Annotated in this window: 13 protein-coding genes; 6 read left to right on the top strand and 7 right to left on the bottom strand. The window is 67.5% G+C overall.

What is annotated here, in order from left to right:
* Nucleotides 1-14: 14 nt before the first annotated feature.
* Nucleotides 15-1,142, bottom strand: a complete 1,128-nt coding sequence (locus E3T19_RS12685; RefSeq protein WP_255454554.1) for an alkaline phosphatase family protein — start codon at nt 1,140-1,142, stop codon at nt 15-17.
* A gap of 119 nt (nt 1,143-1,261) precedes the next feature.
* Here E3T19_RS12685 and E3T19_RS12680 point away from each other — a divergent pair, with 119 nt between their 5' ends.
* Nucleotides 1,262-3,748 carry a DNA topoisomerase (ATP-hydrolyzing) subunit A gene (locus E3T19_RS12680; protein WP_088456173.1) on the top strand — a complete coding sequence of 829 codons (2,487 nt, stop codon included), beginning with the start codon at nt 1,262-1,264 and terminating at the stop codon, nt 3,746-3,748.
* A 73-nt stretch (nt 3,749-3,821) separates the two neighbouring features.
* Complete coding sequence (locus tag E3T19_RS12675) at nt 3,822-4,532, top strand: SDR family oxidoreductase (protein WP_134409012.1); 711 nt, start codon at nt 3,822-3,824, stop codon at nt 4,530-4,532.
* A 108-nt stretch (nt 4,533-4,640) separates the two neighbouring features.
* Here E3T19_RS12675 and E3T19_RS12670 read toward each other — a convergent pair whose 3' ends face one another.
* Nucleotides 4,641-6,719: a type IIA DNA topoisomerase subunit B gene (locus E3T19_RS12670; RefSeq protein ID WP_174776228.1), complete on the bottom strand. Its 2,079-nt coding sequence runs from the start codon at nt 6,717-6,719 to the stop codon at nt 4,641-4,643.
* A gap of 201 nt (nt 6,720-6,920) precedes the next feature.
* Here E3T19_RS12670 and E3T19_RS12665 point away from each other — a divergent pair, with 201 nt between their 5' ends.
* The gene (locus tag E3T19_RS12665; protein ID WP_066595309.1) at nt 6,921-7,157 is read left to right on the top strand and encodes a hypothetical protein; all 237 of its coding nucleotides are present in this window, start codon (nt 6,921-6,923) and stop codon (nt 7,155-7,157) included.
* A 51-nt stretch (nt 7,158-7,208) separates the two neighbouring features.
* Here E3T19_RS12665 and E3T19_RS12660 read toward each other — a convergent pair whose 3' ends face one another.
* From E3T19_RS12660 to E3T19_RS12640, 5 genes are all read right to left on the bottom strand, one after another.
* Nucleotides 7,209-7,946 (bottom strand): type 1 glutamine amidotransferase, encoded by a 738-nt coding sequence (locus tag E3T19_RS12660; protein WP_134409010.1) that lies wholly within the window; start codon nt 7,944-7,946, stop codon nt 7,209-7,211.
* Nucleotides 7,943-9,217, bottom strand: coding sequence for a MurT ligase domain-containing protein (locus E3T19_RS12655; RefSeq protein ID WP_134409009.1), 1,275 nt, complete (start codon nt 9,215-9,217; stop codon nt 7,943-7,945). The genes E3T19_RS12660 and E3T19_RS12655 overlap by 4 nt, the downstream gene beginning before the upstream one ends.
* A gap of 4 nt (nt 9,218-9,221) precedes the next feature.
* Entirely contained in the window at nt 9,222-10,565 is a 1,344-nt protein-coding gene (locus E3T19_RS12650; RefSeq protein ID WP_134409008.1) for an RNA polymerase sigma factor, read from the bottom strand.
* 253 nt (nt 10,566-10,818) lie between these two features.
* Complete coding sequence (locus E3T19_RS12645; RefSeq protein WP_088456167.1) at nt 10,819-12,153, bottom strand: nitrate/nitrite transporter; 1,335 nt, start codon at nt 12,151-12,153, stop codon at nt 10,819-10,821.
* A gap of 65 nt (nt 12,154-12,218) precedes the next feature.
* Complete coding sequence (locus E3T19_RS12640; RefSeq protein ID WP_134409007.1) at nt 12,219-13,142, bottom strand: proteasome assembly chaperone family protein; 924 nt, start codon at nt 13,140-13,142, stop codon at nt 12,219-12,221.
* Between the two features lie 95 nt (nt 13,143-13,237).
* Between E3T19_RS12640 and E3T19_RS12635 the strand changes: the two genes are divergently transcribed.
* The 3 genes from E3T19_RS12635 to E3T19_RS12625 all read left to right on the top strand — a co-directional run.
* Nucleotides 13,238-14,725: a leucyl aminopeptidase gene (locus tag E3T19_RS12635; RefSeq protein WP_088456165.1), complete on the top strand. Its 1,488-nt coding sequence runs from the start codon at nt 13,238-13,240 to the stop codon at nt 14,723-14,725.
* Between the two features lie 107 nt (nt 14,726-14,832).
* Complete coding sequence (gene lpdA, locus E3T19_RS12630; RefSeq protein ID WP_103459770.1) at nt 14,833-16,206, top strand: dihydrolipoyl dehydrogenase; 1,374 nt, start codon at nt 14,833-14,835, stop codon at nt 16,204-16,206.
* Nucleotides 16,207-16,273: 67 nt separating this feature from the next.
* Nucleotides 16,274-16,665: biotin/lipoyl-containing protein (locus E3T19_RS12625; RefSeq protein WP_304993454.1), on the top strand; the 392-nt coding region annotated here is incomplete at its 3' end.

The following is a 16,665-nucleotide window of genomic DNA, read 5'->3' as shown; positions in this document are numbered from 1 at the left end:
TTGCGTGCATCGGGTCAACGCCGGTATGCGCCCAACCTGATGACCGGAACACGCAGTTCCTCATCGGTCAAGGAGCCGTGCTGGCCGACCATGCTGCGCGCCGACTGGTTGGGTTCCCGGGAGTCGTAGTACGCGATCAGCTTCCGGGCGGCCACGATGACGTCGCCGATCCGTGCCGCGGCGTCGTCTCGCACAGCACCGAACAGTCCCGCGGCCACGGCCTCGCTCCGGGTGAAGATCCAGGCGCGCTCGCCCTCGACCGCACGCCAGGTTTCGGCCAGCACGTCGGCGTCGACACCGGCCTCGGTGTAGAGCTGCAGGCAGCGCGGGTCACCGCCGATGTGGCGCACCCCGGCGACGAGGGCCGGCACGGTGTCGAAAAGCACCTGCTTGGCCGCCGGAACATCCACGACCCCGTGGTCTGCCGTGACGATCATGCCCTCGTCCGGGCGCAGGGTGGCGGCGAACCTGGCCGTTTCGGCGTCGAGGTTTTCCAGCTGCGCCAACCACCTGGCGGATTCCCAGCCGTGGGCGTGCGCGTTGATGTCCAATTCGGGCACGTACAGGTAGATCAGGGCCGTGGGCTCGGCGTCGAGAATCGCCCGCGCCGCGTCGAACCGCGCGCCGATGGTCTCGGCCGGCACGTAGCCGGCACCGCGAAGCACGGCCCGGCTGAAGCCGGAATCCGTGAACCTCTTGGGGCCGACGGCGAAGCTGGGGATCCCGGTCTCCGCGGCCGTGTCGAAGACCGTCGGCTGGTTCTGCCAGCTGTGCGGCTCCATCCGCTCGTCCCAGCCCGTGAGCTGGTTGACGACCCTATCGTTGGCCGCGTCGAGCACCTTGTAGCCGACCAGCCCGTGGGTGCCTGGCGCGACCCCGGTGGTCAGTGAGGCGATGCCCGCGGCGGTCGTGGCCGGGAACACCCCGTCGACGACGTCGGTCTTGGCCAGATGCGAGGTGAGGAACCGGGCATGCCCGGCGCGAGCTCGCAGGTTGCTCATCCCGAGACCGTCCGCGAGGAGCACGAGGGCCTTGCCAGCGGGCGGGAGCCCGAGCGGGTTCGGCTGGGACCGGAGCGAGGCCAGCGAACTTGTCAAAACGTCGGCAAGGCGAACGGCGCTGAAGGGCCGGACCGGTAACATAGGGGGCATCTGGCCCAGTCTGACATAGACCCGGCCGCAGGTTTCCTCAGCGCAGGTCCGTGCGCATCAGCCTGGTGCTCCCGGTTCCGCCGACATGCACCACACAGCAGAATCTACGAATGAGCCGCTCAGACAAGACAGTGTCAGCCCACCAGGGGCCCGCCGCATCCACCGAGCGCATCGAAGACGTCGATGTGTCGACGGAGATGCAGGGGTCGTTCCTCGAGTACGCCTATTCGGTGATCTACTCCCGAGCTCTCCCGGACGCCAGGGACGGCCTCAAGCCTGTGCAGCGCCGCATCCTGTACCAGATGAGCGAGATGGGCCTGCGGCCCGACCGCGGGCACGTGAAGTCGGCGCGCGTCGTCGGCGAGGTGATGGGCAAGCTGCACCCGCACGGCGACACCGCCATTTACGACGCCATGGTGCGGATGGCCCAGGCCTTCACCCTGCGGGTGCCGCTCATCGACGGGCACGGCAACTTCGGTTCGCTCGACGACGGGCCCGCTGCGCCCCGGTACACCGAGGCGCGCCTGGCGGCACCGGCACTGGCCATGACCGAACACCTCGATGAAGATGTCGTCGACTTTGTGCCCAACTACGACAATCAGCTCACCCAGCCCGACGTGCTGCCGGCGGCGTACCCCAACCTGCTCGTGAACGGGGCCAGCGGCATCGCGGTGGGCATGGCCACCAATATGGCCCCGCACAACCTCGTCGAGGTCATCGGTGCCGCCCGGCACCTGCTCGCCCACCCGCGTGCGACCCTCGACGAGCTCATGGAGTTCGTGCCGGGCCCTGACCTGCCCACCGGCGGCACCATCGTTGGCCTGGCCGGCATCAGGGATGCCTACCTGACCGGGCGTGGCAGCTTCAAGACCAGGGCCAAGGTGTCGGTTGAGGCGATCACCGCCCGCAAGGCCGGGCTCGTCGTCAGTGAGCTGCCCTACCTGGTCGGACCCGAACGGGTGATCGAGAAGATCAAGGACGGCGTCAACTCCAAGAAGCTCAGCGGCATCTCCGACGTCACCGACCTCACCGACCGCACCAAGGGTCTGCGCCTGGTGATCGGGATCAAGACCGGTTTCAGCCCGGAGGCCGTGCTCGAGCAGTTGTACAGGGTGACCCCGCTGGAGGACTCCTTCAACATCAACGCCGTCGCTCTCGTCGACGGCGGTCCGCAGACGCTGGGCCTGGTCGAACTGCTGCAGGTGTACGTCAACCACCGCGTCGAGGTCGTCACCCGGCGTTCCGCGTACAGGCTGGCCCGACGCCGCGAACGCCTGCACCTGGTCGAGGGACTGCTCATCGCGATCCTCGACATCGACGAGGTCATCCAGGTGATTCGCGCCAGCGACGACACCGAGCAGGCCCGTACCCGGCTCATCGACGTGTTCGACCTCAGCCAGCTGCAGGCGGAGTACATCCTCGAGTTGCGGCTGCGCCGGCTCACCAGGTTCTCCCGCATCGAACTGGAAACAGAGCGAGACCAGCTGCTCGCCGAGATCAAGGAGTTGGAAGCCCTGCTCGCCAGCAAGCAGGCCATCCGCACGCTGGTCTCCGACGAGCTGGCCACCATCTCCGACAGGTTCGGCACCCCGCGACGCACGCTCCTCACCGAGGCGCGTCCGAGCATCGCCGGAGCCTCAGCGCGGAAGACGGCCGTGCTCGAGGTTTCAGACTCCCCCACCCGCGTCTATCTGAGCAGCACGGGCCGCATCGCCAGGGTGGACCTGCCGCAGCCCGGCGACGACCAGATCGAACGCATCACTCCGGCGCACCGCCGCAGCAAGCACGACGCTGTCCTCTCGGCGCTGGACACCACCAGCCGTTCGGAGATCGGTGCCGTGACCAATCGCGGCCGACTCATCCGCTTCTCCCCCGTCGACCTGCCCGTTCTGCCACCCACCTCGATCCAGTTGGCGGCCGGTGTGCGGGTGCGCGACTACCTCTCGCTGGGCAGCGGCGGTGAGGTGGTCCGTGCCCTGGTCTCTCTGGACAGCGAACGTGCCATCGCGCTCGGCACCCGGCAGGGCATCGTCAAGCGGGTCACCCCGAACGACTGGGCGAACAAGCCCGACTTCGAGATCATCGCGCTCAAGCCCGGAGACGAGGTCGTCGGCGCCGTCCAGGGTGCGGAGGACGACGAGCTGGTCTTCGTCGCCTCCGATGCCCAGCTGTTGCGGTTCCCCGCATCGACGGTGCGCCCGCAGGGCCGGACGGCCGGCGGGATGGCGGGCATCAAGCTGGGCCCGGACGCCCGGGTGGTGTTCTTCACGAGCCTGGCGGGCGACGCCGCCGAGGACGCCGTGGTGGCGACGATCGCCTCCGGAAGCCAGACCTTGCCGGGAACGGATCCAGGTAGCGCCAAGGTGTCGGCCTTCACCGAATTCCCCGCCAAGGGCCGAGCCACCGGTGGGGTGCGCTCGCACCGCTTCCTCAAGGGCGAAGACGCCCTGGCTGTGGCCTGGGTGGGCGCGGCACCCGCCCGCGCGCTGGGCGTCGAGGGCTCTCCCCGGACCCTGCCGGACACCGGGGCGCGACGCGATGCTTCCGGAACCATGTTGGATGCCGTCGTCGGCTCGATCGGTTCGGGTATCGGCTGACGGGCTGTCCGACCGCCGTTCGTTTCCTGACCGCGTTTCAGCCACGGTCGGGGCGCCCGCAGTAGGGTGAAACATGCCCGAACTCCACGGTTCCACAATCCTCGTCGTCGGCGCCACGGGCGGACTCGGCCGGGAGATCGCCCGGCAACTGTCCGACGCCGGAGCAACCCTTGTGCTCAGCGCCCGTGACCCCGCCGCCATCGCCGAACTCGGACTGCCCGGCACTGTCATCCCCGCAGACCTCACCGATCCCGCCGCCGTCCGGCGCCTCGTCGACGTGGCGGTCTCGGTGACCGGCCACCTCGACGGGATCGTGGTCGCCGCGGGTGTCGTCGCCTTCGGCCCCGCTGCTGAGTTGACCGGAGACACCATCGCCCGGCTCTTCGCCGTGAACACCACCGCGCCCATGCTGCTGCTGCAGGCCGCCCACGGGCCGCTCTCGGCCTCGGCCGCCGCCGGCCGCACACCGTTCTTCCTCACCCTCAGCGGGGTGGTCAGTGAGAGCCCGACCGCCAATCTCGCGGCATACTCGGCGTCCAAGGCCGCCCTGGCCGCCTTCGGCACCGCGGCCGGCCGGGAACTGCGGCGGGCGGGCATCCGGGTCATCGACGCGCGGCCCGGGCACACCGAGACGGCGCTGTCCAGCCACCCGATCAGCGGCACGGCGCCGCCCTTGCCCGTCGGCCTTGACCCCGTGGCCGTGTGCGCCCGAATCGTTCGGGGCCTCGCGGACGGCGACCGGGATCTGCCCAGCACCGTCTTCGCCGCCGCCGCGCCACGCTGACCGCCGCCCGCGACGCGACCAGTCTCACGCCCGCAACTGTTGCCCATTCGGACTTCTGCGTCCGGCACACCGGACGCAGAAGTCCGCTTCGGGAACAGTCGGGCCCGGTCAGACGTCGATGCGGTCGCGGCTGAGCTTGTCGGAGCTTTCGATGATGAACTCCTTGCGCGGGGCGACGTCGTTGCCCATCAGCAGTTCGAACACCTTTCCGGCCATTTCGGCGTCGGCGACCCTGACCCGGCGCAGAGTGCGGTGGGCCCGTTCCATCGTGGTGGTGGCCAACTGGTCGGCATCCATTTCGCCCAGCCCCTTGTACCGCTGGATGGGATCCTGAAAGCGTTTGCCGCTCTTCTTGAGCGCGGCGAGGACACCCTGCAGCTCTGCTTCGGAATAGGTGTAGATGGTCTCGTTGGGTTTGCTACCCGGGTTCATCACCACGACCCTGTGCAACGGGGGCACCGCCGCGAAGATCCGGCCGGCTTCGATCATCGGGCGCATGTACCTGAAGAACAGGGTGAGCAGCAACGTACGGATGTGCGCACCGTCGACGTCGGCATCCGCCATGATGATGACCTTGCCGTAGCGGGCGGCGGACAGGTCGAAGCTGCGGCCGGACCCGGCGCCGATGACCTGGATGATCGAGGCGCACTCCAGGTTGGAGAGCATGTCGGAGACCGACGCCTTCTGCACATTGAGGATCTTGCCCCTGATAGGCAGCAGCGCCTGATGTTCGCTGTCTCTGGCCAACTTCGCGGTGCCGAGTGCCGAGTCACCCTCGACGATGAACAGCTCACTCAGGGCCACATCGTTACTGCGGCAGTCCACCAGCTTCGCCGGCAACGAGGAGCTTTCCAGGGCGTTCTTGCGCCGCTGGGTCTCCTTGTGGGCGCGGGCGGAGATGCGGGATTTCATCTCGGCCACGATCTTGTCGAGCACCACTGCCGATTGGGTCTTGTCGTCGCGCTTGGTCGAGGTGAACCGTTCGGTCATGGTCTTGTTGATCACCGCGGCCACGATGGCGCGCACCGCGGGGGTGCCGAGCACCTCCTTGGTCTGGCCCTCGAACTGCGGCTCTGGCAGCCGTACGGTGAGCACCGCGGTGAGCCCGGCGAGGATGTCGTCCTTCTCGAGCTTGTCGGAGCCGACCTTGAGCCGCCGGGCGTTCTGCTCGACCTGCGCCCGCAGGAACTTGAGCATGCCCGCGTCGAAACCCGCCTGGTGGGTGCCGCCCTTGGGCGTGGAGATGATGTTGACGAAGCTCTTGATGACGGTGTCGTAACCCGTGCCCCAACGCAGGGCAATGTCGACCTGGCACTCCCGGACGAGCTCAGTGGGGATCATCGCGCCCGTGTCGGTGAGGACCGGCACGGTTTCGGTGAAGCTCCCGGCGCCGGTCAGCCGCCAGGTGTCGGTGATCGGCGTGTCGACGGCGAGGTGGTCCACGAACTCGGAGATACCGCCGGCGAAGGTGAACGACTCCGCGATGGGCACGGCGCTCCGCCGGTCGTCGATGTTGATGGTCAGGCCCGGGATCAGGAACGCCGTCTGGCGGGCCCGGCCCATCAGGTCCTCGGTCTGGAAGGTGGCGCCCTTGGTGAAGATCTGCCGGTCGGCCCAATAGCGAATGCGGGTGCCGGTGACACCCTTGCGAACCTTGCCGACCACGCGCAGTTCGCTCTTGTTCTCGAACGGCGTGAACGGCGCATCCGGGCTCTTCTCACCGGTGTCGGCGAAGACACCGGGCTCGCCGCGGTGAAAGGACATCGCCCAGGTCTTGCCGTCGCGGTCAACCTCGACGTCGAGGCGCTCGGACAGGGCGTTCACGACCGATGCGCCGACACCGTGCAGGCCGCCGGACGCCGCGTAGGAACCGCTGCCGAACTTGCCGCCGGCGTGCAGCTTGGTGAAGACGACCTCAACCCCGGAGAGTCCGGTCTTCGGTTCGATGTCGACCGGGATTCCGCGCGCCGTGTCGCTGACCTCGACGCTTTCATCGGGATGCAGCACGATGCCGATCGATGACCCGTGCCCGCTGAGCGCCTCGTCGACCGAGTTGTCGATGATTTCCCAGAGGCAGTGCATGAGCCCACGGGAGTCGGTCGATCCGATGTACATGCCGGGGCGTTTGCGCACCGCGTCCAGGCCTTCGAGGACCGAGAGGTGGCGGGCGGAATAGTCAGAACTCACAACTGTTAAGAATAGCGACCCGGATGCGTGCAGCCTCGTTCGACACTCGAGCGGGGCTCCCCCGAGCCGGGTCCACCGCGCGGAAGGCTACGCGGTGAGCGAAATGTCACCCAACTGTGGCCCAATCCACGCCCGGCCGTGTTTACATGGTGAGTAAGGATTCAATTGGTATCACCTGGTATCAGTCTGGAGGAGGAGAATATGTCCCAGATCGCCACCGAAAATGGTGCCGTCGACCAACAGGGCGCCCCCCACCAGCTCACCGCGGCCGACCGCTGCGACGCTTGTGGCGCTCAGGCCTACATCCGTGTAGTCGTGAATAACAGCGAGTTGCTCTTCTGCGCCCACCACGGACGCAAGCACCAGGAGAAGCTCGCCGCAATCGCCGAAAGCTGGCACGACGAGTCGAGCCGACTCTTCGAGGACCAGAAGTCCTAATCACCGGTCGGCGCCGCAGGCAACTGCGGCGCCGACGGCGCTTGACCGGAGTTACTCCGAGGTGAGGCTGAGCCGCACTGCAACCTGGTTGCGTGCGGCTTTTGCTATGCCGTCGACCGATTCGGTCTGAGCGGTCGGGGTCAGGGTGAGGCCTCTGGCAGCGGCGGCAGTTCCGAGCATCCGGTCGGCGAGCTGCGGATTGCGGGCCAGGACCGGGCCGTGCAGGTGAGTGCCGATGAAGCTGCCGTCGACGGCGCCCTCCGTGCCGTCGCCGTTGCCGGTGCCGTAGTCCAAGGTGCCCAGCGGGGCCGCGGCTCCGGCGTACCCGCGCAGATGGTTTTCGAAGCCGAGGAGGCGCAGACCGTCGGCGTCGACGACGAGGTCGTCGGTGACGCGGGCCGGCAGGGCGCCCGCGCGCCCCGGCACCAGGCCGAGACCGTCGACCGACGAGCCGTCCGCCAGGTTGAGCCCGGCGCTGAGCAGCTCCCAGCCGGTACCGACGGCCAGCACGGGCACTCCCCCGGTCAGCCAGGCACGCAGTGGCTCTGCCAGGGTACTGAGGGCGTCGCGAGCGGCGACGAGGTCGGTGTCGGTTCCCGATCCGATGACGACGAGGTCGACGGTCTCGGGAAGGTCGGCGACGGCGTGCACGGGCACTATCCGGGCCGACAGTCCGGCCCAGCGGGCGCGCTGCGCGAGAACCCGCGCGTTCGCGGCGTCGCCGTTGGTGTCCAGAAGCCGCGGGAGCAGGCTCACGATGGTGAGATCGGCCGGGTGGTCAACTGTCATGACGGGTCCGCTTCGTTGGTTTCCAGGCCGAGGTGCGCCCGGGTGCGCCGCATCGAATCGGCCGAGAAGATGATCGTCTTGACACCGTGGGCGGGTTCCGGTAGCGCCAGGAAGTCGTCGAGGGCCCGGCCGAGGTCGGGTTCGATGCGGTCGACGAGCACGCCGTCATAGGCCAATTGCAGGCCGATGTCGTAGGCCTTCGACCCCGAGGCGATAAGCACGTGGCCGAGGGCGGAGGTGTCGGCCGGCCAGAGGTAGGACGGGTCGCGCACGTCGGAGCCGACGGCGACGAGGATCTGTTCGGTGTCGGGGTCCAGGCTGTCCACGTTGAGCTGCAGGCTGGCGGGGTTCTGCACCAGCACGAATTCCACAGTGGTGCCGCGCACCGATACGATCTCGCCGCGGCCGAACACCGGGGGGATGCTGGAAATCGCGGCGACCGCCACAGCGGCATCGAACCTGTCGAGCAGGGCCGACCGGGCGGCGGCAAGGGCCGTGAGCGCGTCCACCGCGTAGTGGGTGCCTCTGGCCGGCAACCGCAGCGTGTGCACCCGTCCGTCGACCAGCACCGTCGCGTCGAGTCCGGAGACCGCGGTCAGAACCATGCCGTCGGCGGCGTCAAGCCGGGTCGGTGCGGTGAGGGTATAGCCCAAACCCCGCGGGTTCGCCGCAAGCACCTCGTCGGCCACGCCGTAGCGGGCCACGGCGACGCCGGGGGCAATACCATCGCCCAGCCGGGACAGGTGGAGGTCGTCGGCGTTCAGCACGACGGAGCCGGTGGCCCGTGCGGCGATCTTGGCCAGCATCGCGGCGACCATGTCGGAGTCGTGGAAACGGTCGATCTGATCGACCATCACGTTGGTCAGCACGACGACGCGGGGGTTCAGGGAGCCCGAGATCAGGGCGCCGTGGCCCTCGTCCATTTCGAGGACCGCGATGTCGCCCTCAATGCGGCCGGTCAGGCTGACCCGTTCCAACAGTGCCGAGGTGAGACCCTGGCTGATGTTCGCCGTCGACTGGTTGGTGAAGACAGAGAGGCCGTGGGCGCGCAGCGCCGCAACAAGCATCTTGGTGGTCGTGGACTTGCCGGCCGAGCCCGTCACGATGACGAGCCCGCCCGGAAAACCGTTCAGGGTGCGCGGCAGGAACCCGGGCGCGATGGTGTTGACGACCAGGCCGGGGACGGCAGAGCCGCCACCGGGCTTGCGCCAGCGCGCGAGGGTGCGCGCGACTCTGCCGAGCAGGATCGCCGGCGCGTACCGTACAGCCAACTCTTTACTCGAGGTAGTCGCGCAGCGACTGCGACCGGGACGGGTGGCGCAGCTTGGCCATGGTCTTGGACTCGATCTGACGAATCCGCTCACGCGTGACGCCGAAGGTGTCGCCGATCTGGTCGAGGGTCTTCGGCATGCCGTCGCCCAGGCCGAAGCGCATCCGGATGACGCCGGCTTCGCGTTCGGAGAGGGAGTCGAGCAGGCTTTCCAGCTGCTTCTGCAGCATCGTGAAGCCCACGGCATCGGCGGGAACCACCGCTTCAGTGTCCTCGATCAGGTCGCCGAACTCGCTGTCGCCGTCCTCGCCGAGCGGGGTGTGCAGGGAGATCGGCTCGCGGCCGTACTTCTGCACCTCGACGACCTTTTCCGGGGTCATGTCGAGCTCGCGGCTCAGTTCCTCCGGCGTGGGTTCGCGACCGAGGTCCTGCAGCATCTGGCGCTGCACACGGGCGAGCTTGTTGATGACCTCGACCATGTGCACCGGGATACGGATGGTGCGGGCCTGGTCGGCCATGGCGCGCGTGATGGCCTGGCGGATCCACCAGGTCGCATAGGTGGAGAACTTGAAGCCCTTGGTGTAGTCGAACTTCTCGACCGCACGGATGAGGCCCAGGTTGCCCTCCTGGATCAGGTCCAGGAACTGCATTCCACGACCGGTGTACCGCTTGGCCAGGGAGACGACCAGACGCAGGTTGGCGCCGAGCAGGTGACTCTTCGCGCGGGCGCCGTCCTTGGCGACCCACTGCAATTCGCGTCCGAGCGCGCTCTTCTTCTCGGCGTCGGTCATCTGGGAAAGTTTGTCTTCGGCGAACAGGCCCGCCTCGATGCGCATGGCCAGTTCGACTTCTTCGGCGGCGTTGAGCAGCGCGACCTTGCCGATCTGCTTCAGGTAGTCCTTGACCGGGTCCGCCGTCGCGCCGGTGATGGCGCTCGAGTAGACCGGTACCTCATCCTCGTCGTCGACGAGGGACAGCACGAGCGCACCGCTGGGCAGCGGCTCGGCAGGGGCGACGCGCTTGGCAGCGCCGTCGGTGGTGTCGTCATCATCGGTGTCGTGCTCGTCACCGGGAGCGACGGCCTCGTCGTCGCCGGCTTCGGCATCGCCGGCCTTCTTCTTCCCCACTGGCGCCTTGGTCTTCGTGCTCGCGGCGCGCTTGCGTGGTGCGGCCTTCTCGGGGGCGTCGGCACCGGCCGCGGCGGCGGCGGCGGCCTTGGCGGCGGCCGTGGCTGCGCGCGTCGCAGCGGCCTTCTGTGCGGGCGTCTTGGCCGCGGTGACGGTTGCGTCGTCGGCCGGCTGGGTCTCGGTGGTCTTCAATTCGGGCTCTGTCTTCGTTGGGGTTGCCATTCGAACACCTCTCATGCCGTGATTCGTGCGCGTGCGGCGCGGCCTCGCTCGTTGCGGTACTCGGCGCGGGCCGGGTTCATCTGAGAGCGGGGTTATGGGCAGTACGTTTGTGGGCCGTACGTTTTTGGGCAGTACTAGGACCCATGTCAAGTCCCCGGGATTGCAGCCGACAACTGATCGGCGCGTCCAGGAACCAGAACGGGTCCTATTGACAATTATTGCACGGATTGTGTATAAACCGAGCCACGCGCTCTCACTCTCCGCGCCCGCGGCGTCTCATTCTTCTAGAGAGTTCAACCCAGAGCGGCGCCACTTCTATTCCCTCATCGCGGGACAGCAGTCGCCTGGTGCGTTTCCGGGTCCTCACGAGCATGACCACACCGATGCCGACGATCAGGAACTGCACGGTGAACGCGAAACGGAACGAGTCCAGCGAGTAGAGATCGCTGACGCCACCCTGGGCCTGACGCCACCCGTCCTGCAGGTCCAACAGCACCCCGATCAGGAACATCATCACGAAACTGGCCAGGAACCCGCCGACGTTGACGACCCCGTTGGCGGAGCCGAGGCTGCGTTGCGGATTGAACGTGCGCGCGAAGTCGAAGCCGATCAGCGAGCCGGGGCCGCCGCCGCCCAACACGATCAGCAGGAGGACGATGAGCCAGAACGGCGGCGCCACCGGCCACAGCAGGACGACCGCCCAGGTCGCTGCCATGACGGTCACGATGCCCAGCACTATATTGCTGCGACGCAGCGGATGCCGGGCCGTCAGCACGCCGAGAATCGGTCCGCAGATCATCCCGGCGGCGACCGGGATGGTGAGCATCGCGGCGGCCATGCTCGACTCGTAGCCGAGACCGTAGACCATGAACGGGAAGCCCCACAGGAGGGTGAAGACCGTCCCGGAGGACTGGGTGACGAAATGGGACCAGAAGCCGAGTTGGGTTCCCGGTCGGCCGAGACTGTGCCGCAATTGGGTCAGGGCGCTCCCCCAGCTCTGCGGTCGCGGTTGGTCCGGCGACCCGGCCGGCCGGTCGCGGACACCCACGACGACGACCACGAAGGCAACGAACGCGACCAGGGTGGCGCCCAGGAACGCCGGCGTCCAACCGAACTCGTGCAAGACCCAGGCCAGCGGCACTGCGGAGAGCACCTGGCCGAGCTGGCCGATGTTGCCGAACCATTGCGACAATTGGGGCACGATACGCCCGGAGAACCAGGAGGTGATCAGCCTGATCACCGAGATGAAGATTGCGGCGTCGCCGGCCCCCACCAGCATCCGCCCCGCCACCGCGAGAGTGATCGACGGGGCGAAAGCAAGCGTCAGCTGCCCCGCCACCATCAGGACGGTCCCGGCGAGCATAAGGACGCGGGGGCCGAACCTATCGATCAGCACGCCGACCGGGATCTGCGCGGCGGCGTAGACGATCAGCTGCACCACGGCGAGGCTGGACAGGACGGCGGCCGAGCCGCCGAATCGTTCGGTTGCCGACACTCCCGCGATGCCGAGCGAGGTGCGCTGCATGACGGCGGACAGGTAGACGAACGATCCGAAGGAAAAGATCAACCAGGATCGACGAGAGTTCACTCGCCTCAATCTAGCCGGGCGAGCCGGTCCTCCCGACCATCGCCGTCCACCGGGTGGGCATCGGGTCAGGGCTGCTGGCCGTCGTCCCGCCCACGCCGGGTCGCGAGGAATTTCTCCAGCTCCGCCGCGATTTCATCCGCGGACGGCAGCGCGCCGTCCTCGTCTGTCAACGGCGACCGCAGAGTGTTGCCCTCCATGTAGGCGTCGTAGCGCTCTTCGAGGGTGCCGACGAGCTTGGCGAGTTCGGGGTTCTCCCCCACCTGCTCGTCGATCCGGCCGATGAACTCGCGGTTCTTTTCCCGCAGCCGATCGGTGGGGAAGATCAGCCCGGTGGACGCGCTCGTGCTCTCCAGGGCAGAGAGGGCGGCGGACGGGTATTCGGTGTCGGCAAGGTAGTGCGGGATCAGCAGGACGTATCCGATGGTCCAGGCCCCGATTTCCTGCAATCTGAATTCCACCAGGTGCAGCGCGTTGGCCGGCACCTGGGTGTGCGGACGCCACACCGACATGCTCTCGATCAGGTCGGTGCGATTGCCGCTGACCGTCACACCGATGGGTCGAGTGTGCGGGACCGGCATCGGGATGGCGTGCACCCACGTGGTGGAGGACACCCTGAAGCGGCTCACGAGATCGAGCACCGCGGCCGTGAACTGCTCCCACCGAAAGTCAGGTTCGAAGCCGGCCAGGAGCAGGAACGGCTGGCCGATCTCATCCCGGGCCAGGTAGAGCCGGAGCCGGGGTGGTTGGTAGTCGGTCAGGTGATCCTGATCGAAGTAGATGATCGGTCGCCGCGCCCGGTAGTCGAGCAGCAGGTCCGCGTCGAACTCGGCGATGACCTCATGCTCGAGGGTCGCGAGCAGATATTCGGTGAACTGGGAGACCGCGCCGCCGGCGTCCGCGAATCCGGTCAGGCCCGCGACGAGATGCAACCCTTCTGGAACGCCTGCGGCGTCCGAAGTGAGCGTATAGATTTCATCAGGATCGCGCATCCATTAACTCTAAGCGGACGATTCGCCCACTGTCGGAGAATCGCTCCTCACACCGTGGTGCCCAGAGCGAACACTCCGCCCCGTAGCATCGAGGCATGACCGTTTCCCGCGTTTCCGTGTCCGCACAGCCCTCCATCGAATCCACAGCCGACGTGATCGTCATCGGTGCCGTGCAGGGAAAGGACGGGCCTACCCTGTTCGCCGACCCGGGCTTCGAGGAGATCGCCGCGCAATTCGCCGCTGTCGCCGTGTCCGGAACAAAGGATCAGTTGATTCGTCTCGCGCCAGTCGTCGGGGCCGCGAAGACCATCGCCGTGATCGGGCTCGGCTCCGTTGTCACACCGGAGTCGCTGCGTTACGCGGCCGGCTCGGCGGTGCGCCAGCTCACCGGCGCCGCCACGGTGGCGTTCGCCCTCCCGCTGGCCGACGCTGACCAGGCCGCAGCCGTTCTGGAGGGTGCAGCGCTCGGCGGTTACTCCTTCACGACCTATCGCAAGGCGTCTTTGGCCGCCACCAAGCTTCCGGCCACCGACATCACCGTGCACACGGATCAGGCCGATGAGGACGCATCCGACCGTGCCGGAATCGTGGCCGATGCCGTGAGCCTGGTGAAGGACCTCGTGAACATGCCGCCGCTCGACCTCTATCCCGAATCGCTCGCAGACCTCGCCGCTGCGGCCGCTGAGGGCCTTCCCGTGACGTTGACGGTGTGGGACGAAGACCAGCTCGTCGCCGACGGCTTCGGCGGTATCGCCGGAGTGGGCCAGGGGTCGACCCGGCCTCCGCGACTGGTCAAGGTCAGTTACGACCCGATCGAGGCGACCCAGCACCTCGCGCTGGTGGGTAAGGGGATCACCTTCGACACCGGCGGACTGTCCTTGAAGCCGCCGGCATCCATGGTGGGCATGAAGTACGACATGACCGGCGCCGCCACCGTGCTGGCCGTGACGCTGGCCGCGGCCCGCCTGCGCTTGCCCGTGCGACTCACGGCGTGGCTGTGTATCGCCGAGAACATGCCGTCCGGGTCCGCGATCCGCCCCAACGACGTGCTGACCATGCGCGGCGGCCGCACCGTCGAAGTGCTCAACACCGACGCTGAAGGCCGGCTGGTCCTCGCGGACGGACTCGTCGCTGCGGGTGAAGAGCGCCCCGACGCGATCATCGACGTCGCAACCCTGACCGGCGCCGCCATCGTGGCCCTCGGCACCCGCTACTCCGCGGTGCTGGGCAACGACGACCTCGTGGCCCAGGTTCTCGCCGCGAGCAAGGCCGAGGGTGAACTCGCCTGGCCGATGCCGATGCCCGAAGAACTGCGCGCCCTGCTCAACTCCGACGTCGCAGACATCGCGAACGCCAAGATCGGCAACACCGGCGGCGGGATGCTCCTGGCCGCGGTTTTCCTGAACGAGTTCATCGGCAGCACAGGCGAGGGCGCCGAGACCACCACCATTCCGTGGGCGCACCTGGACATCGCCGGCAGCGCCCAGCTTGTCGGCGGCGGGCTCGGCTTCACCGCCCCCGGTCCGACCGGTGTGACGGTGCGGACCCTGTTGCGACTGGCCGAGGAGTTTTCGCGCAAGTAGTAAGGTCTTATAGGCAGGAAAATCCTTGCCGTTCAACGCCTACCCACGCACAACACGTGCGTCGGGCGGGCCGTGAAAGTGTATGTGATGCACGAGGGAGTATCTGGGTGTCTGAACAGAATTTTGACCTTGTAGTTCTCGGTGGCGGCAGCGGCGGCTACGCGGCCGCCTTGCGTGCCGTTCAGCTGGGCCTGACCGTCGGCCTGATTGAGAAGGACAAGCTCGGTGGCACCTGCCTGCACGTCGGTTGTATCCCGACCAAGGCACTGCTGCACTCGGCCGAGGTTGCCGACGTGAGCCGCGAGTCGGCCAAGTACGGGGTGAACACCTCCTTCGAGGGCATCGACATCGACGCCGTGACCAAGTTCCGCGAGGGCATCGTCGCCAGCAAGTTCCGTGGTCTGCAGGGACTGATCAAGGCCCGCGGCATCACCGTCATCGCCGGCGAGGGCAAGCTCATCTCCCCCACGACCGTTCAGGTCGGCGAAGACACCATCGTCGGCAAGAACGTTGTGCTGGCCACCGGCTCGTACTCCCGGTCGCTGCCCGGCCTGGCCATCGAAGGTCGCGTCATCACCAGCGAGCAGGCCCTCGAGCTCAACTACGTTCCCAAGAAGGTCGCCGTGCTCGGCGGCGGCGTGATCGGCGTCGAGTTCGCCAGCGTCTGGAAGTCCTTCGGCGCCGACGTCACGATCATCGAGGCCCTTCCGCACCTCGCTCCCAACGAAGAGGAGTCGGTGTCGAAGCAGCTCGAGCGGGCGTTCCGCAAGCGCGGCATCGAATTCTCCCTCGGCGTGCGTTTCCAGTCGGTCACGCAGGATGACTCCGGCGTCGTCGTCACGCTGGAGAACGGCACCACGATCGAGGCCGAGCTGCTGCTCGTCGCCGTCGGTCGCGGCCCGTCGACCGCTGGTCTCGGATTCGAAGAGGCCGGCATCACCATGGACCGCGGCTTCGTCATCACCGACGAACGCCTCGCCACCAACATCCCCGGCGTCTACGCGGTCGGCGACATCGTCCCCGGCCTGCAGCTCGCGCACCGCGGTTTCCAGCAGGGCATCTTCGTCGCCGAAGAGATCGCGGGCCTGTCCCCGATCGTCGTCGACGACCTGAACATCCCCAAGGTCACCTACTGCGACCCCGAGATCGCATCGGTCGGTTACACCGAGGCCAAGGCCGTCGCCAAGTTCGGCGCCGACAAGGTCACCAGCTACGAGTACAGCCTCGGCGGCAACGGCAAGAGCTCGATCCTGGGCACCACCGGGTCGATCAAGGTCGTCCGTGAGGCTGATGGCCCCATCATCGGCATCCACATGATCGGCGCCCGCGTGGGCGAGCTGATCGGCGAAGGTCAGCTCATCGTCAACTGGGAGGCCTACCCTGAGGACCTCGCGCCGCTGCTGCACGCGCACCCCACCCAGAACGAAGCACTCGGCGAGGCCTTCCTGGCCCTGGCCGGCAAGCCTTTGCACGCGATGTAGCCCGTTTCGGCACACAGATTCTCACTAACATTGGTCAGACATTAATGGTTTCAAAGGAGACAAACGCATGAGCGAATCCGTCAACCTCCCGGCACTCGGTGAGAGTGTCACAGAGGGTACGGTCACCCGCTGGCTCAAGAACGTGGGAGACCGCGTCGAAGTCGACGAACCGCTGCTCGAAGTATCGACCGACAAGGTCGACACGGAGATCCCATCCCCCGTTGCCGGCATCATCGAAGCCATCCTTGTCCAGGAGGACGAGACCGTCGAGGTCGGCACCCCGCTGGTGACCATCGGCGACGGCTCTGCTGCGGCCGAAGCACCGGTCGCAGAGACGCCCGCCGCAGAGGCGCCCGCCGCTGAGGCGCCCGTCGCCGAGGTTCCCTCGACCGAGGCACCGGCGCCCGCCGAGGCGCCTGCCGCCGTTGCACCGCCGGCCCCGGCCGCCGTGGAGCCGCC

This window comes from Cryobacterium sp. TMT4-31 (genome assembly GCF_004403385.1).
GTDB lineage: Bacteria > Actinomycetota > Actinomycetes > Actinomycetales > Microbacteriaceae > Cryobacterium > Cryobacterium zongtaii.
Note: the sequence above shows the minus strand (reverse complement) of the source record. Positions and strands in the feature narration are given on the sequence as shown.

What these genes read in the sequence shown, in the direction of transcription:
- E3T19_RS12685 (WP_255454554.1), bottom strand. Translation starts at nt 1,142, where the DNA reads ATGTTACCGGTCCGGCCCTTCAGCGCCGTTCGCCTTGCCGACGTTTTG.
- E3T19_RS12680 (WP_088456173.1), top strand. Translation starts at nt 1,262, where the DNA reads ATGAGCCGCTCAGACAAGACAGTGTCAGCCCACCAGGGGCCCGCCGCA.
- E3T19_RS12675 (WP_134409012.1), top strand. Translation starts at nt 3,822, where the DNA reads ATGCCCGAACTCCACGGTTCCACAATCCTCGTCGTCGGCGCCACGGGC.
- E3T19_RS12665 (WP_066595309.1), top strand. Translation starts at nt 6,921, where the DNA reads ATGTCCCAGATCGCCACCGAAAATGGTGCCGTCGACCAACAGGGCGCC.
- E3T19_RS12660 (WP_134409010.1), bottom strand. Translation starts at nt 7,946, where the DNA reads ATGACAGTTGACCACCCGGCCGATCTCACCATCGTGAGCCTGCTCCCG.
- E3T19_RS12650 (WP_134409008.1), bottom strand. Translation starts at nt 10,565, where the DNA reads ATGGCAACCCCAACGAAGACAGAGCCCGAATTGAAGACCACCGAGACC.
- E3T19_RS12640 (WP_134409007.1), bottom strand. Translation starts at nt 13,142, where the DNA reads ATGCGCGATCCTGATGAAATCTATACGCTCACTTCGGACGCCGCAGGC.
- E3T19_RS12635 (WP_088456165.1), top strand. Translation starts at nt 13,238, where the DNA reads ATGACCGTTTCCCGCGTTTCCGTGTCCGCACAGCCCTCCATCGAATCC.